Source organism: Methylobacterium nodulans ORS 2060 (genome assembly GCF_000022085.1).
Taxonomy (GTDB): Bacteria; Pseudomonadota; Alphaproteobacteria; order Rhizobiales; family Beijerinckiaceae; genus Methylobacterium; species Methylobacterium nodulans.
Genome location: NC_011894.1, coordinates 726,503 through 748,442 on the forward strand (window position 1 = coordinate 726,503; position 21,940 = coordinate 748,442).

A 21,940-nucleotide genomic window follows, 5' to 3' on the forward strand; every position below is an offset into this window, starting at 1 on the left:
TCGAAGGTCCGGAAGTGGCGCAAAGCCGAAAAATTGGCAGGAGCCGCATGGCTCCCACGTCAAGCGGGCGATAGCATGCGCTCAAGGTTCTTCCCTTTCCCATTGAGTCACATGATGGAGCTCGCGCCCGCGGCGGATTTCGAGAGCAGCTTCGCCCCGATGCGGAAGCGCAACCGCCTCAGGCATGATGTTCACCTCTCCTATCATCGCTATGCCCGGTGCCGCTTCGGCTTTGAAGTGATGCGCGATTCGGGTTCCTTGCTGCTTGGCTAGGCATCTTGAATCGGTTGAGTGGGCTCTGACTCGGGAAGGCACGTCTCGTCAGCCGCCCGGTTGTTTCCGATGAGGCAGACGCCATCGTGTACGCAAGCGCACGCATCGCGCCGCTCGTGTGTCAGCGCGGCTGAGCCGGGATGATGCTTGCTGCAGAACAGGCTTGCGGCCGAGAGCGGCGTAGCCACGCACTTCAGGGCGAACGTTGCGCCTTGCTTACCACACGCTTACCAATGTGGTCTTCTGGTAAGCGGTCCTCGCCGACTCATCAGCTAAGCATTTGAAATCTATGGTGCCGCAAGAGGGATTCGAACCCCCGACCCTCTCATTACGAATGAGATGCTCTACCAGCTGAGCTATTGCGGCGACCCCGGCATCCGAGGCGTCGGCGGCCGGCTGGGCGTCCTCATACGCGGGACATCCGGGCTTGGCAAGCCGGAGATGACCGGGCCTTGCACTGCGGCACGGGGAGTGCTTCAGGAAGAGTCCCCGCCCTCGTCCTCCGCTGCACCCCAATGCCCCTGATGCCCCGCCTCCTCGCCTATGCCGCCGAGATGTTCGGCGCGCCTCCCCTGCGGAGAGAAGCGACGGCGAGCGACGAGCACCTCGCCGCCGCCGCCCTCCTCGTCCACGTGGCGCGGGTCGACGGCACGCTCGCGCCGGTTGAGCGCGAGCGGCTGGCTCGCCTGCTGGTCGGGCGATTCGCGCGGACGGAGGCCGAAGCCGAGGCGCTGATCGCGCGGGCGATCGATATCGACGACGAGACCCGCGACGTTGCCGACCTCGTGGCGATGATCGGGCGCGACGCATCGGAGACCGAGCGGCGCAGCCTGCTTGGGATGGCCTGGGCGGTGGCGGCGGCGGACGGGCGCGTGCACGAGTTCGAGGACGACCTCGTCTGGCGGCTCGGCCAGCTCCTCGGCTTCGAGGAAGCGCAGATCACCACCGCCCGGGCCGTGGCCCTGGCCGCGCTGCCGAGCCGCGAGGCAAGCGCGTGAGCGCAGCCGGCGGGACCATGCCGGCGAAGAAGCCGGTGCTGATCGTGCTGCACCAGGAGCAATCCACCCCCGGCCGGGTCGGGCGCCTGCTCCAGGAGCGCGGCCATGCCCTCGACATCCGGCGCCCGCGCTTCGGCGATCCCCTGCCGGAGACGCTGGAACGGCACGCAGGCGCCATGATCTTCGGCGGGCCAATGAGCGCCAACGATCCCGACGACTTCGTGCGCAGGGAGATCGACTGGATCCGCCGGCCCCTCGCCGAGGAGAAACCATTCCTCGGCCTCTGCCTGGGCGCGCAGATGCTCGCCAAATGCTGCGGCGCGACCGTCTGCCCGCATCCGGAGGGCCGGGCCGAGATCGGCTACTACCCCCTCCTGCCCACCGAGGCCGGCCGGAGCTTTGCGGGCGAGATCGGGCAGCCCTGGCCCTCCCACGTCTATCACTGGCACCGCGAGGGCTTCACCTGCCCGGCGGGCGGAGCCACGCTGGCGACCGGCGACGATTTCCCGACCCAGGCGATCCGCGTCGGGCCGGCCGCCTTCGGGCTGCAGTTCCATCCCGAGGTCACGCACGCCATGCTCTGCCGCTGGACCGTGCGGGCCGCCGAACGCCTCGCCTTGCCGGGCGCCCAGGATCGCGTCCGCCAGCTCGAAGGCCGCTACATGCACGATCCCCAGGTCGCCCGCTGGCTCGATGCCTTCCTCGACCACTGGCTCGCCCTCGGGACCTAGAGCAGGTTTCAGAAATGTGCCCGCGGTTTTCTGGCAAAAACCTGCGACAGATCAATGACCTGAGCAGGTTTTCCAACACAAGCCTGCTTAGCCCCGCGGGCGGCGACGGGCCCACCGATGATCCTCAGCCTCACGCTCCTCCTCCTCTGCCAGCTCCTGGGCGAGATCATCGCGCGGGGCGGCGACCTGCCGGTGCCGGGGCCGGTGATCGGCATGGCGCTGCTCCTCTGCGTCATGGCGCTGCGCGACCGGCATCCGGGCGGCCTGCCGAAACCCCTCGTCGACGGCACCCTGGAGGGCACCGGCAAGGGGCTTCTGGCCAATCTCTCGCTCCTCTTCGTGCCCGCGGGAGTGGGCGTGGTCGGACGGCTCGACGTGCTCGCCGCACAGGGTCCCGCCCTCGCCGCGACCCTCGTCGTGTCGACCGCCGCGGCCCTCGTCGCCACGGCGCTCACCTTCGCCTGGGTCGCGCGCCGGGTCGGCCGATGAGCCAGGATTTCGCCCTCTGGGTCTTCCTCGCCCACTCGCCGCTGCTGTGGCTGACCGTGACCCTCGTCGCCTACGTGGCGGCGGACCGGATCTCGCTCGCGACGGACCGCCACCCCCTCGCCAACCCGGTTCTGCACGCCGTCTGGATGATCGGGCTCGTGCTCCACGCCACCCGCACGCCCTACCCGGTCTATTTCGAGGGCGCTCAGTTCGTGCACTTCCTGCTCGGGCCCGCCACCGTCGCGCTCGCCATTCCGCTCTACGAGCACCGGGCGACGGTGCTGCGGGTGCTGGTGCCCATGCTGGCGGCGCTGGCGGTCGGCTCCACGGTGGCGGTCGCGACCGCCCTCGTGATGGCGCGGCTCCTCGGCGTGCCCGGCGACGTGCTGGTGGCGCTGGCCCCGAAATCCGTCACGGCCAGCGTCGCCATGGGCATCTCGGGCGCCCTCGGCGGCGATCCGGCGCTCACCGCGGTGCTGGTCATCCTCACCGGCATCATCGGCGCGGTGCTCGTGACGCCGCTCTTCGACCGGCTGGGCCTCACTGACTGGCGGGCCCGCGGCTTCGCGGCGGGGCTTGCCGCCCACGGCATCGGCACGGCGCGGGCGTTCCAGGTGAGCGAGGTCGCCGGCACCTTCGCGGGAATCGCGATGGGGCTCAACGCCCTCCTCACGGCCGTAATGGTGCCGGCCGCGCTCACCCTGCTGCGCTGACCCGAGATTCGGGTCAGGCGCCCCGCCCGGTCTCGGCCGGGCGCGGGGCGCCTCGCCCCCGCGCCGCTACTGCGCCGCCACCGGCGTGCGCAGATCCGTCGGCACGAACACGCCGTCGTGCCGGGGCGTCATGTCCAGCCGGCGCTGGTGGAAGGCGTCGAGGGTCGAGCGGTGGCCGATCGACACCAGGGTCGTGCCGGGAAGCCGCTGGCGCAGCATCCGGTAGAGCGCGGCCTCGGTCGGCTCGTCGACAGCCGCGGTCGCCTCGTCGAGGAACAGCCAGTCGGGCTTGGCGAGCAGCGCCCGGGCGATGGCGAGGCGCTGCTGCTCGCCGAGCGACAGGGTCTGCGCCCAGGGCGCCTCCTCGTCCAGGCGGGTGACGAGATGCGGCAGGCGCGCCGCCTCCAGCGCCTCGCGGATCGCCGCGTCGTCGTGCCGGCCCGAGGCGTCCGGATAGGTGGCGGCCATCCGCAGCGTCCCCATCGGCAGGTAGGGCCGCTGCGGCAGCAGCATCAGGGTGGCGCCCGCAGGCGTGCGCACGGTGCCCTCGCCGAAGGGCCAGATGCCCGCCAGCGCCCGGAACAGCGTCGACTTGCCCGAGCCCGAGGGGCCGGTGAGCAGCGTCGTCTCGCCCGGCTCCAGGACGAGATCGCGCACGGCGGCGATGCGCCGCCCATCCGGCAGGCCGAGCGCGAGGTCGCGCACCTGCAGCGCCGCACCGGCGCCCGGCGCCACGACGAGGCGGGTCTGCGCCCGCATCGCCTCCGCCCGCTCCATGGCCGCGTCGAAGCTCGTGAGACGGTCGACCTGCGCCTTGTAGTCGGCGAGGGTGACGTAGAAGGTGATGAAGAACGACATCGTGCTCTCGACTCGCGCGAAGGCGCCGGCCGTCTGCGTCATCATCCCGAGCTGGATCTGGCCCGCGAAGTAGTAGGGCGCGACCAGGATGTAGGGGATGACCACGTTGACCTGCTGGTAGCTGACCGTGAAGGCGGAGAGCCGCTTGCGGCGGTCGACGATGGCGTAGAAATTGGCGATGAGCGCGCCGAACCGGTCGCGGAGGGAAGCCCGTTCGGCCGCCCCGCCGGACAGGAGCGCCACCTGCTCCCCGTATTCGCGCAGGCGCGCCAGGGAGAAGCGGAAATCCGCCTCGCGCCGCTGCTGCTCGAAGTTGAGCCGGATCAGGGGCCGCCCGATCAGGTGGGTGAGCCACGTGACCAGGCCCGAATAGATCAGCGCCCCCCAGACCAGGAAGCCCGGCACGTGCCAGTCGGTCCCTGGCACCGTGAAGACGGCCGAGATGTTCCAGAGGATGACGGAGAACGAGACGAGGTTCGAGACCGCCGACAGGAAGCTGATGGCGAGCGTCTGCGTGGTCTGGGTGAACTGGTCGATATCGTCGGCGATGCGCTGGTCGGGGTTGTCGGCCCGCGCGCCCGTAAGGCCCATGCGGTAATGGGTGTCGTTCCCGAGCCAGCGGTCGACGTAATGCCGCGTCATCCAGGCCCGCCAGCGGATCCGCAGGAACGACTGGATCACGTACTGGATGATCGCGCTCCCGACGTAGATCGCCGCCCAGAAGCAGAACACCGAGAACAGCAGCGCCCAGAAGGCGACCGCGTCCTTGCTCTGGATCGCGTTGAACCAGTCACGATTGAAGTAGGAGAGCCGCACATTGATCGCGACCTGCGCGAACTCGATGCCGATGACCAGAACGGCCATGCTTAGGGCGACCCAACGCTCCTGCAATCGGAAGGTCCCGAAGGGCCAGATGCGGATCTGTGTCTCCTCCCGCGTGACGTAATACGGATAGGTGAGGCGCCAGATCTGCAGGAGGGCCCGCTTCAATCCTTGCATGCGTGTCTCCCGGGCCGCGCGACCGATCGCGGCGGGCCTTCATGTCGCGAAGGCCGGCCGCGCCGCAAGAGGGCGGGGCCGAGACGGACCGCGACCGATCCGCCCCCCCCGGCGGGACGCAAGCTCTGCCGCGGCGGCGGCCGCCCCTCGCGAAAAGGGCGTTTTCGGGGTGATCGGGACCGCCGCGGCGGCCAGGATGCCGCGGCCTCGCCGCAATCCGGGCGGAAGAACGCTGTGCGACCGGCTTTAAGCCGGCCGTCCGTGCCGGCTTAATGACGGGCCGGCGCTCCTCATCCTGGACCAAACGGATACCATGTCGGGCCTTTCGATCCTGAACGTCGACGCCGTGCGCGCGGCGCCCCTCTCGCGCGAGCCCTACTCCTACATCCTCGGGGAGGGCGTGCTGCGTCCCGAGGCGGTGGACGATTTGCGGCGGGATTTCCCCGACATCGCCAAGCCCGGCTATCTCACGGTGGACGAGGTGCAGCTCAAGGGCCGCTTCAAGGACCTGATCGAGGAGCTGGAGAGCGACGCCTTCTCGGCGGTGATGAGCGAGAAGTTCGGCATCGACCTCGTGTCCTGCCCGCGCCTCACGACGATCATGAAGCGCTCGCAGCCCAAATACGGGGCGATCCACACCGACGGCCCGTCCAAGGTGATGACGCTGCTCGTCTACATGAACGACGCCTGGGAGGCGCCCGCGGGCGGGCGGCTGCGGGTGCTCTACGACGGACAGAACTTCGAGCCCTACGCGGTCGAGGTGCCGCCCACCATGGGCACGCTCTTCGCCTTCCTGCGTGCCGACAATTCCTGGCACGGCCACCGGCCCTTCGAGGGCGAGCGGCGCGTGGTGCAGGTCGCCTGGGTGCGCGATGCCGCCGAGCTCGAGCGCAAGAAGAAGCGCAACCGCACGGCCCAGTTCCTCAAGGGCATCTTCGGCCGCTAGAGCATTTTCCGACGAAGTGGATCCCGGTTCGTCGCAGACGATGCGGCACAATCAAGAACCGAGAGCAGGGTCCGCTCCAGCATGAACGGATCCTGCTCTAGAGCCGTGCCCGACCGGTCGGATCACGGCTCTCAAGCTTTGATGTGACGCGCTCCCTGACGCCGAACCGGCATCCACTTCGGCGGGGAGCGCTCGAAAGCCCGCGGGCGCGTCTTCGGAAAGACGGCCGGCCCCGCATGGCGATTGATCGCGCAGGCCAGGAGAACCGGTTTCCCGCTCTCCTGGACTTTATTCTAGATTCCGGCAGCGAATCGGGCACCGCCGGCGGATCGAGGGGGCATGGGGCGTGAACAAGCGGCAGCTCAGCGGACGGGCGACAGCCGCGGGGCTCGTCGTCCTCGCCGGAATCCTCGCTGCGGCCTGCGGACGGGCTGCGGCCCAATCCGACCTCGAGGGGCCGCCGCCCGCTGAGGAACCGGTGCTGTCCAAGCCCTACCGCTCCTCCGTCCCGCAGTTCCGCCGCCGGCAGAGCGACCCGTGGCGGGAGCCGCCCGGCCGCGATGCGGCCACTCGCGATGCGGCGGCGGCTCGCGACGCCCCTGCCCGCGATGCCGCATCCCGCGATGCGGCTGCCGAGCCGGCGGCGGCACAGCCGCCCAGGGCCATCGCCGCGCCTGCGGCCGAGGCCCCCGCACCCGAGCCGCGCCGGCCCGTGCGGGTGATCCCGGTGCCGCCGGCTCAGCCCGCCGCAGCGGCGCCACCCGCGCCCCGGCCCGACGAGGACGAGCCGGAGGAAGCGCCGACCGTGACCTATGTGGGGATCTGGGGACCGACGGCCGCCGCCTGCTCGGGCCGGCGCGCCAGGCGCCTGGGCTATTTGCCGGCGGTGATCCGCGACGACGCCGCCCGGGCGGGCAAGACCTCCTGCACCTTCCGGGACACGAAGCGCACCGGCAACTCGTGGACGATGGCCGCGACCTGTCGCAATGCCCGCCAGCGCTGGACCTCGCATGTGCGCCTGTCGGTGGATGGCGACCGGCTGACCTGGTCGAGCGAGCGCGGCGCCGCCGTCTACGTGCGCTGCCCGAAGGCGTGAGCCCCTGCGGATCCTCCCGGGCCGCGTGCCACGGCCGCGGGATGCAGGCGGCCACAACCTGTCCTTGACGCAGCGTATCCGGCGGTGATGGAAGGAGGCGACCATCGAGCCTCCCATGGCACGCCTTCGCTACGCGCCCCTCGATCGGGTTCCCCTCCCCTGCCGGCCCGGTGACGGCGTGCCCCGGCGCGAGCGCATGCCGGCGGAGGCCCGGCCGTGAGCGGCAAGCTGGTGGCCGTCGCCAACATGAAGGGCGGCGTCGGCAAGACCACCACCGTGGTGATGCTCGCCGATGCGCTCGCGGCGAGCGGCTCGCGCGTCCTCGTGGTCGACCTCGATCCGCAGGCGAGCGCCTCGATCTGCTTTGCCGGCGACCAGACCCTGGCGGAGCTGATCCGGAACGGGCGCACCCTCGATCACTATCTCGGGCTGCGGATCGTCGACCGCGACAGCGCGTTGCTGCCCGCCTTCATCCGCGGCTCGATCAGCACCACGACGCATCTCGGGGAGCCGCTCGCCGTCTCGCTCCTGCCCTCCGGGCCGGACCTGCGCATTGTGGAACGCGAGATCATCTACGCGCTCACGACCCGGAAATTCTCGATGCATGCCATCGAGAGCCATCTCTGGACGCTGTTCCATGAGGATTTCGTGCCGCTGCGCAAGCAGTACGACTACGTGCTGTTCGACTGCGCGCCGGGCATCTCGCCGATGACCGAGGTGGCGATCCGGGCCTGCGACCTCGTGGTGGTCGCCTGCATTCCGGATTTCCTGTCGACCTACGGGCTCAAGGGCTTCGCCCGGATGATCTGGGGCGCGCCGGGCGGACCCGACGGCGTGCCGAGGCCGAGGCGCCTGCCGCACGTGCTCGTCACCCGCCTGCAGAAGACCGTGAAGCATCACCAGAGCACTCTGAGCATGCTGGCGCAGGGCGCCGCTGCGGAGAATCCGGCCTTCCGCCTGTTCGCGACCCGGGTTCCTCAGTCGGTTGCTCTCGCCAACGCTCTGACCCGGCAGGACACGACCTATCGGAACAAGTATCACGACAGCTATCATGACCTGATCGGTGGGACGATTGCCCCGCTGATGGCCGAGCTTCAGGAGGTGCTGCATGGCGCTTGAGATCGACGGTCTCGCCATCCTCTGCGCCATCGCCGAGGCGCCGCAGGCTTTCCCGGCGATCCGCCAGGATGTCGGCAAGGTCGCCCAGAGCCTCGTGACGAAGCAGCTCAAGGCGAAGGACCTGACGCTCGACGCCCTGCGGCAGTTGCAGGCCGCCCTCGGGCCCCAGCCGCTCGCCCTGGTGGTCGAGAGTCTCAGCGACGCGGAGGTCAGGACCCTCGTCACGCGCCTCGACAGGACCAACGCCGCTCTCAAGGCCGCGACGCCGGTGGAGCACCGCCGCCGCCTCCTCGCCCTGGCGGCCGGCGCCGAGCCGGAGACGACCCCCGCCACGGCGCCCACGGCGAAGCCGGCCGGTGCGCGCTCCCGGCGGAAAGCCGCGCCCGAGCCTTCTCCCGCCGGGCCGCCCACGGGCCGCGCGCTCGATTCCGCGGCGATGGCCGCCGTCCCGCCGCGCCGGCGACGTCCCGCCTGACCGCACGCGTCAGGTCTCGCCCGCGTCGAGCAGCCTGCGGTAGGCGTCGATCGTGAGCGGCGGCGCACCGGACGCGGCGAGGGCGGCGCGGTCGCGCGGCGGCACTGCGTCCCGGAAGGCGTCGATCCGCTTCCAGGCCGGCACCTCACCGGCGCGATCCTCGCCGGGGACGAACCGGGAGGTGCCGATCCTGCGGTAGCGGTGGATGTAGCGCGGGCAATTGACGAAGATCTCCGCGATGGCGATCCGGATGAGGAACTCGGCACCCGGATGAGCACCCAGCTCCGCCCCGGAGCGGACGAGGCGCGCGGTGCCGTGGATGCGCAGCCGGTGCGGCCGCTCGAAATCGACGAACAGGAGGCCGACCTTCGGATTGGCCGAGAGATTGCCGGCCGTGAGGTACATGCCGTTGCCGTTGTAGCTCGGCAGGGCGAGGGTTTGCGCGTCGAGGACGCGCACGAAGCCGGGAGCTCCGCCCTTGTAGGAGCAGGTCGGGTAGCCGCAATGGTCGATCGTGGTCAGGAAGACCATGTCGCGCTCGGCGATGAAGCGCTGCTGGGTGGGGCTCATCGCGCAGGTCACGGACAGGCTCCGCAGCCGGTTCGCGAGGTCGCGGGTCTCGAACGCGTCCTGGAGCGCGCGGTGCGGCTCACCATACAGGGTGCTGATCGCCCCGAGTGCGCTGAACACCTCCCCCTCCTCCACCGCCGGATCGGTCGACCAGCGCAGGCGGTCGAGGCAGATCGACCACACCGTGCCGTAGAGGTCGGCGGTCTCGGGCGCATCGATCTGGGCGTGAGTCAGGGACATCTCGGTGGTGTCCGGCCCGAGAGGCCGCAGCTCGATGCGGACCCGGGAGGGCGGCCCGCCGAGCGCCGCGGCGCCCCGATAGGACCAGCTCATCACGAGGCGGCGATCCGGCACGACCTCCAGGTACTCGCCGCAGATCGCGTAGGCCGCGCCGTTGGGATCGATCCCTTCGAGCCGGTAGGCGCCGCCCGCGCGAAGGTCGACGACGCCTCGCGGCCGGTCGGGCTCGCGATCGCGGGCTCCAAACAGCAGAAAGGCCGCCTCGCGGCGGCCTTTCCGTTTCGATTGCCGGGTGGCCGGACTTAGAAGTCCATGCCGCCCATGCCGCCGCCGCCCGGCATGGCCGGCGGGGCTTCCTTCTTGGGGGCGTCGGCGACCATCGCCTCGGTCGTCACCAGCAGGCCCGCCACCGAAGCGGCATCCTGCAGCGCCGTGCGCACCACCTTGGCCGGATCGACGATGCCGGCCTGGATCAGGTCGACATAGGTCTCGGTCTGAGCATCGAAGCCGAAGGTCGCCGAGCCGTTCTCGCTGACCTTGCCGACCACGATCGAGCCCTCGACCCCGGCATTGGCGGCGATCTGGCGGATCGGGGCCTCAAGGGCCTTCACGATGATCTTGATGCCGGCCTGAACGTCGGCGTTGTCGCTCTTGAGGTCCTTGATGGCGTCGCGAGCGCGCAGGAGCGCGGTGCCGCCGCCAGGCACGATGCCCTCTTCGACCGCAGCGCGGGTGGCATGGAGCGCGTCGTCGACGCGGTCCTTCTTCTCCTTGACCTCGATCTCGGTGGCACCGCCGACCCGGATCACCGCCACGCCGCCGGCGAGCTTGGCCAGACGCTCCTGCAGCTTCTCCCGGTCGTAGTCCGAGGTGGTCTCCTCGATCTGCGCCTTGATCTGCGCCACCCGCGCCTCGATGTCCGCCTTCTCGCCGGCCCCATCGATGATCGTGGTGGTCTCCTTCTCGATCCGCACCCGCTTGGCCCGGCCGAGCATCGGCAGCGTCACGTTCTCCAGCTTGATGCCGAGATCCTCCGCGATCATCTGCCCGGCGGTCAGGATGGCGATGTCCTCCAGCATCGCCTTGCGGCGGTCGCCAAAGCCCGGCGCCTTCACGGCCGCCACCTTCAGCCCGCCGCGCAGCTTGTTGACCACCAGCGTGGCCAGCGCCTCGCCCTCGATGTCCTCGGCCACGATCAGCAGCGGCTTGCCGGTCTGCACCACCGCCTCCAGCACCGGCAGCATGGCCTGGAGCGAGGACAGCTTCTTCTCGTGGATCAGGATGTAGGGATCCTCGAGCTCGGCGATCATCTTCTCCGCATTGGTGATGAAGTACGGAGACAGGTAGCCGCGGTCGAACTGCATGCCCTCGACCACGTCGAGCTCGGTCTCGGCCGTCTTGGCCTCCTCGACCGTGATCACGCCCTCGTTGCCGACCTTCTGCATCGCCTGGGCGATCATCTGGCCGATGTCCTTGTCGCCATTGGCCGAGATGGTGCCGACCTGGGCGATCTCCTCGGAGGCCGAGACCTTCTTGGAGCGGCCCTGGATGTCCTTGACCACCGCGGTGACCGCAAGGTCGATGCCGCGCTTGAGGTCCATCGGGTTCATGCCGGCGGCGACGTACTTGGCGCCTTCCTTGACGATGGCCTGGGCCAGCACGGTCGCCGTGGTGGTGCCATCACCCGCGAGATCGTTGGTCTTCGAGGCCACCTCGCGCACCATCTGGGCGCCCATGTTCTCGAACTTGTCGGCGAGCTCGATCTCTTTCGCGACCGTCACGCCGTCCTTGGTGATGCGGGGTGCCCCGAAGCTCTTCTCGATCACCACGTTGCGGCCCTTCGGGCCGAGCGTCACCTTCACCGCATCCGCCAGGATGTCGACGCCGCGCAGCATCTTGTCGCGCGCGTCGGAGGCGAAACGGACGTCTTTCGCTGCCATGTCCAATCCTCTCTGAACGATTGTCTTATCGTCGATCGTCCGCGCGGCGCCCGTCATCGGCGCCCGGGCGGCGGACGTCTCACAGGAATCCGGTTCCCGCCCTCAGGCGAGGACGCCCATGATGTCGGATTCCTTCATGATCAGGAGATCCTGACCGTCGATCTTGACCTCGGTGCCGGACCACTTGCCGAACAGCACGCGGTCGCCGGCCTTGACGTCGAGGGGGACGAGCTTGCCGGTTTCGTCGCGGGCGCCCGGGCCGACGGCGACGATCTCGCCCTCCTGCGGCTTCTCCTTGGCGGTGTCCGGGATGATGATGCCGCCCTTGGTCTTCTCCTCGCTCTCGATGCGACGGACGACCACGCGGTCGTGCAGCGGACGGAATTGCATGTGCTGCCCTCTTGCTTCCCACAAGGACTTGCGGTTGGTGCGGCGGCGCGGCGCCCGCCGGCCTGCTAGCACTCTTACGAAGTGAGTGCCAAGGCTGGCGGTGAGTTATGCGGAGCCTTCGGGCGAGTCAAGACGGTCCGCGAGATCGCCGCGGCCCCATCCAGGAACCTTCCCCGATGATCACCCTGCACGGTCCCGGTGGCGTCGTCGCTGAGGGCGCGGCCTGCGCGGCGCCCCCGCCCCACGCGACATGGCTCGACCTCGTCGATCCGAACGAGACCGAGATCGCGCTGGCCGAGGAGGCGACCGGCCTCGCCGTGCCCTCCCGGGAGGCGCTGAGCGAGGTGGAGCGGTCGAGCCGCCTGCGGCGGCGGCGGGACGCGCTCTATCTCAGCACCCCGATGGTCTCCTTCGTGCCGGGCGACCTTTCGCTGCGCCCGCTCGGCTTCATTCTGACCCGCGAGCGGCTGGTGTCGATCCGCTTCCAGCCGCTGGCCGCCTTCGATACCGTGAAGCAGCGCCAGGCGGAGCATGACGGCCCGGAAACCAGCGTCGGGGTGTTCGGCGCGCTCGTCGCGGAACTCGTCGATGCCATGGCCGACAGCCTGGAGGCGATGAGCGACGCCCTCGACGCGCTCTCGACCCGCGTCTTCCACTTCGACGCCGCCCAGGGCGGGCAGGCGGCCCCGAAACGCCGCGACCTCGCGCTGCGGCGCATCCTCGGCGAGATCGGCCGCCGGGGAAAGGCCCTCGCCAAGCTGCGGGCCGCCCTCGTCGGCCTCGACCGCATCGTGCCGTTCGTGGCGAGCGAGGCCACCTGGCTCAAGCCCGAGGATCACGCCCATCTCGATACGCTGCACCTCGACATCGCCTCGCTGGAGGAATTCGAGACGCGCCTCTCCGAGACCGTGCAGTTCCTCCTCGACGCGGCGCTCGGGCTCATCAACATCGAGCAGAACAACACCTTCCGGGTGCTCACGGTGGTGTCGATCATCGGCATCCCGCCGACTCTGATCGCATCGATGTACGGCATGAACTTCAAGCACATGCCGGAGCTCGACTGGGCCTGGGGCTACCCCTACGGGCTGGGCCTGATCCTGCTGAGCGCGCTGGCGCCGGCGGTGTGGTTCAAGGCGAAGGGCTGGTTCTGACCCGCGGGCCTCGATCGGCCTCAAGGCCAGGGGCCGCCCACATGCGGGGAATCGGGCTGCCGAGGGCCGCTGGAGCATCGCGCGACCTAGCTGCGCCGACGCACTTAAGGACATCTTCGCCGCTGGTACCTAGAATCCCCCCGTTCCGTCCCGCAATCCCCGAAAGCCCGGACATGGCGGTCATCGCAGCCTTCGTGATCAATGCCGCGCTGAACTTCGCGCTCGGGCTCCTGATCGCCCGGTTCCTCGGGCCGGCGGATTTCGGCCGCTTCGCGCTCGGCACGGCGGGCGCCGTGCTGCTCAACACGCTCCTGTTCGAATGGCTGCGCCTCTCGGCCACGCGCTTCTACTCCGACCGGGTGCGCCGGCACGAGCCCTGGATCCGCCACATGCTGAACCGCGCCTATGCGGCCGTGGCCGTGGGGCTCTTCGGCGCGGCGCTCATCTGCCTCGGCGGCGGCGAGGCCGCGGCGGGCTGGCGCGACGAGGCGCGGCTCTCAGCCGCGGCGGCCGCGGCGGCGATCGGCATCGGCCTCTTCGACGCCTACGCGGCGCTCGCCCGGGCGCGGTTCGCGGGCGGCCTCTACCTCCGGCTGGTGCTCGCCAAGAACGCGATCGCGGCTTTGCTGATGACCGGGACGGCGTGGCTCCTCCCCTCCCCGGCCCTGGTGATGGTGGCGGGCGGCCTGAGTCAGCTCCTTGCGGTGCTGGCAGTCCGGCAGGCGCTCGCCGACCCGGCGCGGGCCGAAGCGCGCCGGCACGGGCCGGAGACCCTGCGGCTCTTCCTCGGCTACGGCCTGCCGCTCATCGCCGCCAATGCCGTCTATCACCTGATGCCCTTCGCGAACCGCGCAGCCATCGCGGCGGCGGCCGGATTCGCGGAATCCGGCTACTTCTCCCTCGCCGCCGATATCGGCGGGCGCATCTTCAGCACGCTCGGGGCCGCCCTCGACCTGCTGCTGTTCCAGCTCGCCGTGCGGGCGGAGGAGCACCACGGCGCGGCCGCGGGCGAGGATCAGGTGGCCCGCAACGCCGCCGTCGTGGTCGCCCTCATGCTTCCGTCCGCGGCGGGGTTCTGGCTCGTGGCGCCCGCCGTCGAGGCGATCGTGGTGCCGGAGGCCTTCCGCGGGCATTTCACCCATTACACGCTGATCCTGCTGCCCGGCCTGTTCGCCGGCGCGCTGATGAACTTCGCCCTCAACCCGATCTTCCAGATCCGGCGCCGCACGCGGCCGGTGATTGCCGCCGCCCTGATCGGCGCCGCCGTGAACGCGTTCGGCGTGCTGACGCTGGCGGGACGCTTCGGCGCGTCCGGCATCGCGGCGGCGCAGTCGCTCGGCCTCATCGCCGCCTGCGGCTTCCTCGGCCTGCGGGGCCTGGCCGGGCCGCAGCGCCTGCGCCTGCCGTTGCGCGACCTCGGGGCGACGCTCGCCGCGACGACGGTGATGGTTGTGGCCGTGCTGCCCCTGCGCGGGCTCGCGCCCTGGCTGGCGCTGGCCTCGAGCGTGGCCGTCGGCGCGGCGGTCTACGGGACGCTGGTCTGGAGCTTCGACATCGCGGGACTGCGGACGGCGGTGGCGCCGCGCCTGCGGCGGGCGGTCCCGGCAGAATAGGGCTGGTCGCGCGGTGCCGAGCCAGGCGGCTCTGCTCCGGCTCAGGGCCTTGCGAAGACGCCCCGTCGCGGCCCGCGAGGCACGATGGTGGGGCGCGCCGCCGGCAGCCGGCGTGACACGGCCCCGCTTGCACAGCCGGCGCCTTCGCCGCATTCCTCGGCGGACCGGCCGATCCTGGCCGCCAGGGATTTCCGACCATGAGCGTGTACCAGCCCCGGACCGAGGCGGAGGCGGCGGACCTGGTCGCCGCTGCGGCAGCGCGGCGGGAGCGGCTGCGCATCGTGGGCGGCGGGACGCGGACGGCGATCGGGCGTCCGGCCCAGGACGAGGCGACGCTCTCCTCGGGCGGGCTCACCGGCATCACCCTCTACGAGCCGGCCGAGCTGGTGATCCGGGCGCTCGCCGGCACGCCGCTCGCCGAGGTGGAGGCGCGGCTCGCCGCGGCGCATCAGATGCTGCCCTTCGAGCCGATGGACCACCGGGCGCTGCTCGGCTCCGCGGGCGAGCCGACGATCGGGGCGGTCGCGGCCGGCAACATCTCGGGACCGCGCCGGATCACCGCCGGGGCGGCCCGCGACAGCCTGATCGGCGTGCGCTTCGTCAACGGTCGGGGCGAGGTGGTGAAGTCGGGTGGGCGGGTGATGAAGAACGTCACTGGCCTCGACCTCGTGAAGCTGATGGCGGGGTCCTGGGGCACGCTCGGGTTCCTCACCGAAGTGACCTTCAAGGTGCTCCCGGTTCCGGAGCGCACCGCGACGCTCGTCTTTCCCGGGCTCGACGACGGGCGCGCCGTCGAGGCGCTCAGCCTCGGCCTCGGCTCGCCCTTCGAGATCACCGGGGCGGCGCATTGGCCGGCCGGGATCGGCGCGGCGCAGGCGCGCACCTTCCTGCGCATCGAGGGCTTCTCCGCCTCGATCGACTACCGGCTCGGCGAGCTGCGCCGGCTGCTGCGGCGCTTCGGCACCCCGGAGGTCATCGAAGGCGAGGCGGCGACCGCCCACTGGAGGGCGGTGCGGGATGCCACGCCCTTGGCGGCGGAGGGCGACGGCGCGGTCTGGCGGATCTCCACGGCGCCGAGCCGCGGCCCGCAGGTCACGGCCGCGATCGCGCGGGAGCGGATGGCGACGTGGTTCTACGACTGGGGCGGCGGCCTGATCTGGCTGAGGACCGACACGGCCGGGGATGCGGGCGCCGCTCTCGTGCGGGCGGCGGTGGCCCGGGCCGGCGGCCACGCGACGCTGGTGCGCGCGCCGGAGGCGGTGCGCGCCTCCGTGCCGGTCTTCGAGCCCCTGTCGGAGCCGCTGATGCGGCTCACCGCCGGCATCAAGGCGGCGCATGATCCGGCCGGTTTGTTCAATCCGGGGCGGATGTATGCGGGAGTTTAGTGCGGCTCAGGCACCGCCGACAGCGCCTGCCGGCGCCGAACTCAGCTGTCGCCTGCCAGAAGAATGGAAATTAAATTTCCACCTTCCTGCCCACTTGCTGGACCAGAGAGGATTTTTCGTGCATCTCTCCGGGAGGTCGAGTTGTCGCTCGAAATGATTCGGGCGTCACGACCATGTGTCGTCCGGCTTTCGGCGAGGACTGGATGCCAATTCCTGAATTTCTGTTTCCCAAGCCCATCGTCATTGGCTCGCCTCCAGCAGCATCAGCACTCGGCGGAGCCGGTCCCGCCCAGCATCGCAAAACGAACTTCCGGATCGACCGGCAAGAGCAGGACAATTGGTGCTGGTCGGCAGTCGGCGTCAGCATCGAACGATTTTACGACCACACCCAAACGCGCACGCAGTGTGAGCTGGCGAACACGGCGCTTGGCCGCCAGGATTGCTGTACCGACGGAGCCGACGACGCGGGGAAGTGCGACAAGCCGTGGTATCTCGACCGCGTGCTCCGCATCACGGGCAACCTGGAGGACGTGGCGCAGGGTGCCCTGCCCTTCGCCGATCTGCAGACGCGCATCAACAGCGACTTGGTCGTCGGCTGCAGAATCGGGTGGTATGATGGCGGCGGTCACTTCGCCGTTGTCATCGGCTGGCACGTCGCCGGGACCGGCCGGACCTATATCGACATTGCGGATCCGATCTGGATGGAAACGCAGGTGCCTTACGATGACTTTCCTTCGTTGTATCAGACCGGAGGCGACTGGACGCATTCGTACTTGACGGGTCCCGCGACGGCTGGCGGCGCCGTCGCACAAGCGGACATCGATGATCCGGACCTGCTGGGAGCTTGACCGTGAGCCTTGTATTGAAATCCGCACCCGCCACGGGTCGGGCCGTGGTCAGACGAGCATTGCGGGATCTCTGGGATCAGGGCCCCACCGCTGACGCCGCGGGCGGAGCCGCGATCAATCTCGCGGAACCGATCCCGCTGTACCGCCTTGGCCTCAATCAGATTGACGCGACCGGCGGCCTCACCCAGGCGCAGCATGTCGGCTGGCGGTATCTTCTCGAAACGGCGGGCGGGGATACCGCCGTGGCAGACGTCGGCGAGGTGGGCGGCGGGGAAACGCGCTTCGCCAGCCTCGCCCGCGGCGAGAATGCCCGGCGCTTGATCGAGGCGGCCACGCTGGCGGAATCCGTGGCGCAACAGAAGCCTGAGGAGTATGAGGTTCGCATCCTGGATGTTCCGGCCCTACACGTCTCGGCAATCTGGCTCGCCGGCGAGAACAACATCTTCATTCCCTATTTGGACATGAAGAGGCTGCGTGGCGCCAAGGTCGACGTGGCGGATGATTTCCTGAATACGCTGGCGTCGCGCGCCCAGACCTTGACCAAGGCACTCTCGCAGATGGATCAGCGGCCGGACTTCAGATCGGGACCGTGATCTCCCCCACCCCTCCGCCGCGGGCTCGTCGCGCCGCAGGAGCTGGATCGTCATCGGCAGATCGCAGGCGCGGCGGATCCCGGCGACCGAGAGGGCGGGTTCGGCGAGGGAAATGGCTGTATTGAGAAATTCCGCCGCCGGCTTGCCCGGATGCGGCGATACAGGCGCCCCACGCGCCTTGAAATTGGTCTAGAACACGCCCGGCCCGCGAGAAGCCGACCCGACAAAGCGTGACCGAGGAACCGTCGTGCAGACCAATTTCACTCCAGCGCAGCTCGCCGACCCGGCCATGGCGGCCTCGGAGAAGATCCTGCGCACCTGCGTGCATTGTGGTTTCTGCACCGCCACCTGCCCGACCTACCTGCTGCTCGGCGACGAGCTCGACTCCCCGCGCGGACGCATCTACCTGATCAAGGACATGCTGGAAGGGGCCAAGCCCGCCACCCCCCAGGTGGTCAAGCACATCGATCGCTGCCTCTCCTGCCTCTCCTGCATGACCACCTGCCCCTCGGGCGTGCACTACATGCACCTCGTCGATCACGCCCGGGCCTATATCGAAGACACCTACCGGCGCCCCGCTTCCGATCGCTGGATGCGGGCGCTGCTGGCGCGGGTGCTGCCCTATCCGAACCGCTTCCGCCTCGCGCTCCTCGCCGCGGCGCTCGGGCGGCCGTTCCGCGGCTTCGTCGCCGGGCTGCCGCGGGTGGGCAGCCGGCTCGCCGCCATGCTCGACCTCGCGCCGGGCGCACTGCCGACCCGGTCCGCCGCCGACCGCCCCGGCCGCTTCCCGCCGGACGGCCCCGCCCGGGGGCGGGTCGCGCTCCTGCGCGGCTGCGCCCAGTCGGTGCTGCGGCCCGACTTCAACGAGGCGGCGATTCGCCTGCTCAACCGCCATGGCGTGGAGGTGGTGCAGGCCAAGGGCGAGGGCTGCTGCGGCGCGCTCACCCACCATATGGGCCGGGAGGAGTCCTCCCACGCGCTCGCCAAGCGCACGATCGACGCCTGGATCGCCGAGATGGACGGGCCCGGCCTCGACGCCATCGTGATCACCGCCTCGGGCTGCGGCACCACGATCAAGGATTACGGCTTCATGTTCCGCGACGACCCGGCCTATGCCGAGAAGGCGCGGCGCGTCTCGGCCATCGCCAAGGACGTCACCGAATACGTCTCGGCGATCGGGCTGCTGGAGCCGGTGATCGAGACCGACCTCGTGGTGGCCTATCACTCCGCCTGCTCGATGCAGCACGGCCAGGGCATCCGCACCGAGCCGAAGGCGCTCCTCAAGCGGGCGGGCTTCACCGTCAAGGACGTGCCGGAGGGGCATATCTGCTGCGGCTCGGCCGGCACCTACAACATCCTGCAGCCCGAGCTCGCCGCTGCACTGCGCGCCCGCAAGGTCGCCAATATCGAGCGGGTGCATCCCGACCTGATCGCCACCGGCAATATCGGCTGCGTGACGCAGATCGGGAAAGGGACCGAGATCCCGATCGTCCACACGGTGGAGCTGCTCGACTGGGCGACCGGGGGACCGCGGCCCGCGGCCCTGGAGGGCCTCGCCGACCGGGCGCCCCTGCCGGTGGCGGCGGAGTAGCCGTCATACCACCGGCTGGCCGTCCCTGGCGGATGAACCCGGCCGCATGGGCGCCCCCTGATGGCAGCCCCACCGGTCCTCATGCTGAGGTGCCGGGCGGATTCCACGCACGTCAGCTTCTGTTTAGGCGTGCGGCTGCCCGATCGCGTCGAGGAGATCCGTGAACCAGGGGGTGGCGGGGTCGAACGCCTTGCCGCCGCGGATGCGCGCGAACTCGATGGCGCGCAGGCGTCCCCCGTGCTCCTCGTCGTGCCCGATGACGCCCGACACGCCCCGGAGCGCGCAATCGACCGCGAGGTCGACCATGCCCTGGATCAGGTGGAGGTCCTCGGCATTGGGGGCGGCCGAGCGGGAGAAGTGGCCGGATTTCTGGACGAGCGTCTTCTCGACGCCGAGCCGTGGGCCGAAGCGGTCGGCGAACCATTGGCCGACATGGACCGTGTCGATCTTGACGTGACCGAAGGCATCGCGCCCGAGCACCTCGCCGCGCCCCTCGATCTCGGCGACGATCGCGTCGAGGCCGGCACCCTCGCTGAGGAAGATCGTCACGCAATCCTTCGCCGCAAGCCGCGCCCGCAGGCGCTCGGCCTCGCGGTCGAGGTCGATCTCGACCTCCGGCACGTAGACCGCATCGATGTCCTTGTGGGCGGCGGTGAGGTTGAAATCCGGCAGGAAGGTCTGGCGGGAGAAGCGCTCGCGATAGGCGCGGGCCGTGGCGGCGGTGAGCCAGCCGCAATTGCGGCCCATCACCTCGTGGACGAGGAGCATGCGCGGGTTGGCGCTCTGCTCGTTGGCGATGTTCTCGAAGAACAGGGCGCCCTGCTCGGCGGCCGTCCAGGCGCCGAGCGACTGGCGGATCGGCACCACGTCGTTGTCGATGGTCTTCGGCAGCCCCACCACCGTGAGCCGGTAGCCGTTCCGGTCCAGGTAGGCGGCAAGCTCGGCGGCCGTGCTGTTGGTGTCGTCGCCGCCGATCGTGTGCAGGATCGTGATGCCGTCCCGGGCCAGTTGCTCGGCCGCCACCTTCAGGGGGTCCTCGCCCTCGCGCACGAGGCCGCGCTTCACGCAGTCCTTGACGTTGGTGAGCTTCACCCGGCTGTTGCCCAGCGGCGAGCCACCATGACGGAGCAGCGTGCCGGCCTGCGCCCGCACCGCAGGCGTCACCGCCAGCGCCTCACCCTTGAGGAGGCCCCAATAGCCGCTGCGGTAGCCGATGATCTCGATCTCGGGGGCAAGGTCGGTGTAGCGGCCGATCAGGCCGCCGACCGCCGCCGAGAGGCAGGGCGCGAGGCCCCCGGCGGTCAGCATGGCGACTTTGGCTGTGGTCATGGCGGGCTTCCCGCGGCGCTCAGAGCATCAGAGCCGCATACTGACCTCAAGCCCCGCCGAGGCCAAGCCCGCCGTCACTCCTTGCTCAGGTCGGGCGCCTCGGGATTCTTCATGCCGACGACGTGGTAGCCCGCATCGACGTGCAGGATCTCGCCGGTCATGCCCCGCGACATGTCGGAGACGAGGTAGGAGGCCGTCTCGCCCACCTCCTCGATGGTCACCGTCCGGCGCAGCGGCGCGTTGTATTCGTTCCACTTCAGGATGTAGCGGAAATCGCCGATGCCGGAGGCGGCCAGCGTCTTGATCGGGCCGGCCGAGATGGCGTTGACCCGGATCTTCGAGGGGCCGAGATCGGCCGCGAGATAGCGCACGGAGGCTTCCAGCGCGGCCTTGGCGACGCCCATCACGTTGTAGTGGGGCATCCACTTCTCGGCACCGTAATAGGTCAGGGTGAGCAGCGAGCCGCCGTCCTTCATCAGCTTCTCGGCCCGCTGGGCGATCGCCGTGAACGAGTAGCAGGAGATGAGGAGCGACTTGGTGAAGTTCGCCTCGCTGGTCTCGATGTAGCGGCCGGTCAGCTCGTCCTTGTCCGAGAAGGCAATGCAGTGGACGACGAAATCGAGGCCGCCGCCGAAATGGCGGCCCGCCTCGGCAAAGACCGCGTCGATCGAGGCCGGGTCGGTGACGTCGCAATGGCCGACCACCGCCGCGTCGAGTTCCCTGGCCAGCGGCTCGACCCGCTTCCTCAGGGCCTCGCCCTGATAGGTGAAAGCGAGGTCGGCCCCGTGCTGCCGGGCGCTGCGGGCGATCCCCCAGGCGATCGAGCGGTTATTGGCGACCCCCAGCACGAGGCCGCGCTTGCCCGCCAAAAGCCCGGTCCTCGGGCCTGCGGCCTGCTCGTAATCCTCGACCTGAGCCCGGTTCGTATCCGCCATGGTTCACCAACGCATGCTGCCGCGGGACGGCCTGCCGGGCCGTGAAATGCGAAAGGAAAGCTGCCTCCGCCCGGCATCCTTAGCCGACGCCCGCGGGCGACGGAAGTCCGGGCGTCGTGCTGGCGGCGGTCTCACGCCCGCGGGGAGCGGGGGCCGGATCCCGCTTCGCGTGAGTGCACCCTCGCCGGCGCGGCGATTGCCCTCCAGGGTACGACGCGATATGCGATCAACAACAACAAGATAAAGCCACAAGAGCCCGATCGGCGCGCAAGACGGCCCTGGCGGCCCGCGGCGTCGACCGGGGATGTCACAGGAGGAAGGCGCGCCATGAGCGGGTATTGGTTCTGCGAGACCGCGCAGGGCGAGTTCCGGATCGCGATGACCCGATGGGCGGGACGGGACCGGGTCGTCCTGTTCTACGAGCGCGAGCCGCTGGGCTGCTTCGACAGTGCGGAGACGGCCCTCGACCGGCTGATCCACGGGGAAACCTACAAACCCTCCTGCGGGCTGGACCTGCGCCGCCTCGCGCTGCCGACCAGGCTGTCCGACTGGGTGTTCGCGGCCGACACCCACGCCTGACCCTGCGCCGCTCAAGCGCTCCCCGCTGAAGTGGAGGCCGGTTCGGCGCAAGAGAGCGCGTCACATCAAGACCTGAGAG

At 70.0% G+C, this 21,940-nt stretch carries 22 protein-coding genes and 1 tRNA gene; 16 read left to right on the forward strand and 7 right to left on the reverse strand.

The window, feature by feature from the left end; all coding sequences use genetic code 11:
* The first annotated feature begins 111 nt into the window (after positions 1–111).
* Positions 112–273 (forward strand): hypothetical protein, encoded by a 162-nt coding sequence (locus tag MNOD_RS46015; protein ID WP_157091370.1) that lies wholly within the window; start codon positions 112–114, stop codon positions 271–273.
* Positions 274–563: 290 nt separating this feature from the next.
* Here the strand turns inward: MNOD_RS46015 and MNOD_RS03210 are convergent.
* Positions 564–639 (reverse strand) — tRNA-Thr (locus MNOD_RS03210).
* A gap of 149 nt (positions 640–788) precedes the next feature.
* Here MNOD_RS03210 and MNOD_RS03215 point away from each other — a divergent pair.
* From MNOD_RS03215 to MNOD_RS03230, 4 genes are all read left to right on the forward strand, one after another.
* Positions 789–1,271, forward strand: a complete 483-nt coding sequence (locus tag MNOD_RS03215; protein WP_015927400.1) for a tellurite resistance TerB family protein — start codon at positions 789–791, stop codon at positions 1,269–1,271.
* Entirely contained in the window at positions 1,268–2,002 is a 735-nt protein-coding gene (locus tag MNOD_RS03220) for a glutamine amidotransferase (protein ID WP_015927401.1), read from the forward strand. The genes MNOD_RS03215 and MNOD_RS03220 overlap by 4 nt, the downstream gene beginning before the upstream one ends.
* Before the next feature lie 117 nt (positions 2,003–2,119).
* A complete protein-coding gene (locus MNOD_RS03225) occupies positions 2,120–2,491 on the forward strand; it encodes a CidA/LrgA family protein (protein WP_015927402.1) in 372 nt (123 codons plus the stop codon).
* Positions 2,488–3,204, forward strand: a complete 717-nt coding sequence (locus MNOD_RS03230; RefSeq protein ID WP_015927403.1) for an LrgB family protein — start codon at positions 2,488–2,490, stop codon at positions 3,202–3,204. The genes MNOD_RS03225 and MNOD_RS03230 overlap by 4 nt, the downstream gene beginning before the upstream one ends.
* A gap of 66 nt (positions 3,205–3,270) precedes the next feature.
* Here the strand turns inward: MNOD_RS03230 and MNOD_RS03235 are convergent, their stop codons facing one another.
* A complete protein-coding gene (locus MNOD_RS03235; protein ID WP_015927404.1) occupies positions 3,271–5,061 on the reverse strand; it encodes an ABC transporter ATP-binding protein/permease in 1,791 nt (596 codons plus the stop codon).
* A 313-nt stretch (positions 5,062–5,374) separates the two neighbouring features.
* On the opposite strand from MNOD_RS03235, the gene MNOD_RS03240 reads away from it, so the two are divergent.
* The 4 genes from MNOD_RS03240 (at position 5,375) to MNOD_RS03255 (ending at position 8,697) form a co-directional block, all read left to right on the forward strand.
* Positions 5,375–6,007: a 2OG-Fe(II) oxygenase family protein gene (locus MNOD_RS03240; protein ID WP_015927405.1), complete on the forward strand. Its 633-nt coding sequence runs from the start codon at positions 5,375–5,377 to the stop codon at positions 6,005–6,007.
* A 346-nt stretch (positions 6,008–6,353) separates the two neighbouring features.
* Positions 6,354–7,103 (forward strand): hypothetical protein, encoded by a 750-nt coding sequence (locus MNOD_RS03245; RefSeq protein ID WP_015927406.1) that lies wholly within the window; start codon positions 6,354–6,356, stop codon positions 7,101–7,103.
* A gap of 216 nt (positions 7,104–7,319) precedes the next feature.
* On the forward strand, positions 7,320–8,222 hold the full coding sequence (locus MNOD_RS03250) for a ParA family protein (RefSeq protein ID WP_015927407.1): 903 nt from the start codon (positions 7,320–7,322) through the stop codon (positions 8,220–8,222).
* Positions 8,212–8,697 (forward strand): flagellar biosynthesis protein FlhF, encoded by a 486-nt coding sequence (locus tag MNOD_RS03255; protein WP_015927408.1) that lies wholly within the window; start codon positions 8,212–8,214, stop codon positions 8,695–8,697. Before MNOD_RS03250 ends, MNOD_RS03255 begins: the two co-directional genes overlap by 11 nt.
* A 9-nt stretch (positions 8,698–8,706) precedes the next feature.
* Here the strand turns inward: MNOD_RS03255 and MNOD_RS42645 are convergent, their stop codons facing one another.
* The 3 genes from MNOD_RS42645 to groES all read right to left on the reverse strand — a co-directional run bounded on the left by MNOD_RS42645 (position 8,707) and on the right by groES (position 11,837).
* A complete protein-coding gene (locus tag MNOD_RS42645; RefSeq protein ID WP_157091371.1) occupies positions 8,707–9,759 on the reverse strand; it encodes a pyridoxamine 5'-phosphate oxidase family protein in 1,053 nt (350 codons plus the stop codon).
* A 50-nt stretch (positions 9,760–9,809) separates the two neighbouring features.
* Entirely contained in the window at positions 9,810–11,447 is a 1,638-nt protein-coding gene (groL, locus tag MNOD_RS03265) for a chaperonin GroEL (RefSeq protein ID WP_015927410.1), read from the reverse strand.
* A gap of 102 nt (positions 11,448–11,549) precedes the next feature.
* A complete protein-coding gene (gene groES, locus MNOD_RS03270; protein ID WP_015927411.1) occupies positions 11,550–11,837 on the reverse strand; it encodes a co-chaperone GroES in 288 nt (95 codons plus the stop codon).
* 176 nt (positions 11,838–12,013) lie between these two features.
* Here groES and MNOD_RS03275 point away from each other — a divergent pair, with 176 nt between their 5' ends.
* The 6 genes from MNOD_RS03275 (at position 12,014) to glcF (ending at position 19,018) form a co-directional block, all read left to right on the forward strand.
* Positions 12,014–12,988 carry a magnesium transporter CorA family protein gene (locus tag MNOD_RS03275; protein ID WP_015927412.1) on the forward strand — a complete coding sequence of 325 codons (975 nt, stop codon included), beginning with the start codon at positions 12,014–12,016 and terminating at the stop codon, positions 12,986–12,988.
* Between the two features lie 173 nt (positions 12,989–13,161).
* Positions 13,162–14,601, forward strand: coding sequence for a lipopolysaccharide biosynthesis protein (locus MNOD_RS03280; RefSeq protein ID WP_015927413.1), 1,440 nt, complete (start codon positions 13,162–13,164; stop codon positions 14,599–14,601).
* Positions 14,602–14,798: 197 nt separating this feature from the next.
* The gene (gene glcE, locus MNOD_RS03285) at positions 14,799–15,986 is read left to right on the forward strand and encodes a glycolate oxidase subunit GlcE (RefSeq protein WP_015927414.1); all 1,188 of its coding nucleotides are present in this window, start codon (positions 14,799–14,801) and stop codon (positions 15,984–15,986) included.
* A gap of 203 nt (positions 15,987–16,189) precedes the next feature.
* Positions 16,190–16,834 carry a hypothetical protein gene (locus MNOD_RS03290; protein WP_015927415.1) on the forward strand — a complete coding sequence of 215 codons (645 nt, stop codon included), beginning with the start codon at positions 16,190–16,192 and terminating at the stop codon, positions 16,832–16,834.
* Positions 16,835–16,836: 2 nt separating this feature from the next.
* Positions 16,837–17,427, forward strand: a complete 591-nt coding sequence (locus tag MNOD_RS03295; RefSeq protein WP_015927416.1) for a hypothetical protein — start codon at positions 16,837–16,839, stop codon at positions 17,425–17,427.
* 247 nt (positions 17,428–17,674) lie between these two features.
* Complete coding sequence (gene glcF / locus MNOD_RS03300; RefSeq protein ID WP_015927417.1) at positions 17,675–19,018, forward strand: glycolate oxidase subunit GlcF; 1,344 nt, start codon at positions 17,675–17,677, stop codon at positions 19,016–19,018.
* Between the two features lie 123 nt (positions 19,019–19,141).
* On the opposite strand, the gene MNOD_RS03305 is transcribed toward glcF, so the two are convergent.
* Both MNOD_RS03305 and fabI read right to left on the reverse strand, forming a co-directional pair.
* Positions 19,142–20,347: a pyrophosphate--fructose-6-phosphate 1-phosphotransferase gene (locus tag MNOD_RS03305; protein ID WP_015927418.1), complete on the reverse strand. Its 1,206-nt coding sequence runs from the start codon at positions 20,345–20,347 to the stop codon at positions 19,142–19,144.
* 74 nt (positions 20,348–20,421) lie between these two features.
* Positions 20,422–21,282, reverse strand: a complete 861-nt coding sequence (fabI, locus tag MNOD_RS03310; protein ID WP_015927419.1) for an enoyl-ACP reductase FabI — start codon at positions 21,280–21,282, stop codon at positions 20,422–20,424.
* 327 nt (positions 21,283–21,609) lie between these two features.
* Between fabI and MNOD_RS03315 the strand changes: the two genes are divergently transcribed.
* Positions 21,610–21,861 carry a hypothetical protein gene (locus MNOD_RS03315; RefSeq protein ID WP_015927420.1) on the forward strand — a complete coding sequence of 84 codons (252 nt, stop codon included), beginning with the start codon at positions 21,610–21,612 and terminating at the stop codon, positions 21,859–21,861.
* The last annotated feature ends 79 nt before the right edge of the window (positions 21,862–21,940 follow it).

What these genes read in the sequence shown, in the direction of transcription:
- MNOD_RS03240 (WP_015927405.1), top strand. Translation starts at nt 5,375, where the DNA reads ATGTCGGGCCTTTCGATCCTGAACGTCGACGCCGTGCGCGCGGCGCCC.
- MNOD_RS03215 (WP_015927400.1), top strand. Translation starts at nt 789, where the DNA reads ATGCCCCTGATGCCCCGCCTCCTCGCCTATGCCGCCGAGATGTTCGGC.
- MNOD_RS03305 (WP_015927418.1), bottom strand. Translation starts at nt 20,347, where the DNA reads ATGACCACAGCCAAAGTCGCCATGCTGACCGCCGGGGGCCTCGCGCCC.
- MNOD_RS03315 (WP_015927420.1), top strand. Translation starts at nt 21,610, where the DNA reads ATGAGCGGGTATTGGTTCTGCGAGACCGCGCAGGGCGAGTTCCGGATC.
- MNOD_RS03275 (WP_015927412.1), top strand. Translation starts at nt 12,014, where the DNA reads ATGATCACCCTGCACGGTCCCGGTGGCGTCGTCGCTGAGGGCGCGGCC.
- MNOD_RS46015 (WP_157091370.1), top strand. Translation starts at nt 112, where the DNA reads ATGATGGAGCTCGCGCCCGCGGCGGATTTCGAGAGCAGCTTCGCCCCG.
- MNOD_RS03230 (WP_015927403.1), top strand. Translation starts at nt 2,488, where the DNA reads ATGAGCCAGGATTTCGCCCTCTGGGTCTTCCTCGCCCACTCGCCGCTG.
- glcE (WP_015927414.1), top strand. Translation starts at nt 14,799, where the DNA reads ATGAGCGTGTACCAGCCCCGGACCGAGGCGGAGGCGGCGGACCTGGTC.
- groES (WP_015927411.1), bottom strand. Translation starts at nt 11,837, where the DNA reads ATGCAATTCCGTCCGCTGCACGACCGCGTGGTCGTCCGTCGCATCGAG.
- groL (WP_015927410.1), bottom strand. Translation starts at nt 11,447, where the DNA reads ATGGCAGCGAAAGACGTCCGTTTCGCCTCCGACGCGCGCGACAAGATG.
- MNOD_RS03255 (WP_015927408.1), top strand. Translation starts at nt 8,212, where the DNA reads ATGGCGCTTGAGATCGACGGTCTCGCCATCCTCTGCGCCATCGCCGAG.
- fabI (WP_015927419.1), bottom strand. Translation starts at nt 21,282, where the DNA reads ATGGCGGATACGAACCGGGCTCAGGTCGAGGATTACGAGCAGGCCGCA.
- MNOD_RS03280 (WP_015927413.1), top strand. Translation starts at nt 13,162, where the DNA reads ATGGCGGTCATCGCAGCCTTCGTGATCAATGCCGCGCTGAACTTCGCG.
- MNOD_RS03290 (WP_015927415.1), top strand. Translation starts at nt 16,190, where the DNA reads ATGCCAATTCCTGAATTTCTGTTTCCCAAGCCCATCGTCATTGGCTCG.
- MNOD_RS03225 (WP_015927402.1), top strand. Translation starts at nt 2,120, where the DNA reads ATGATCCTCAGCCTCACGCTCCTCCTCCTCTGCCAGCTCCTGGGCGAG.
- MNOD_RS03235 (WP_015927404.1), bottom strand. Translation starts at nt 5,061, where the DNA reads ATGCAAGGATTGAAGCGGGCCCTCCTGCAGATCTGGCGCCTCACCTAT.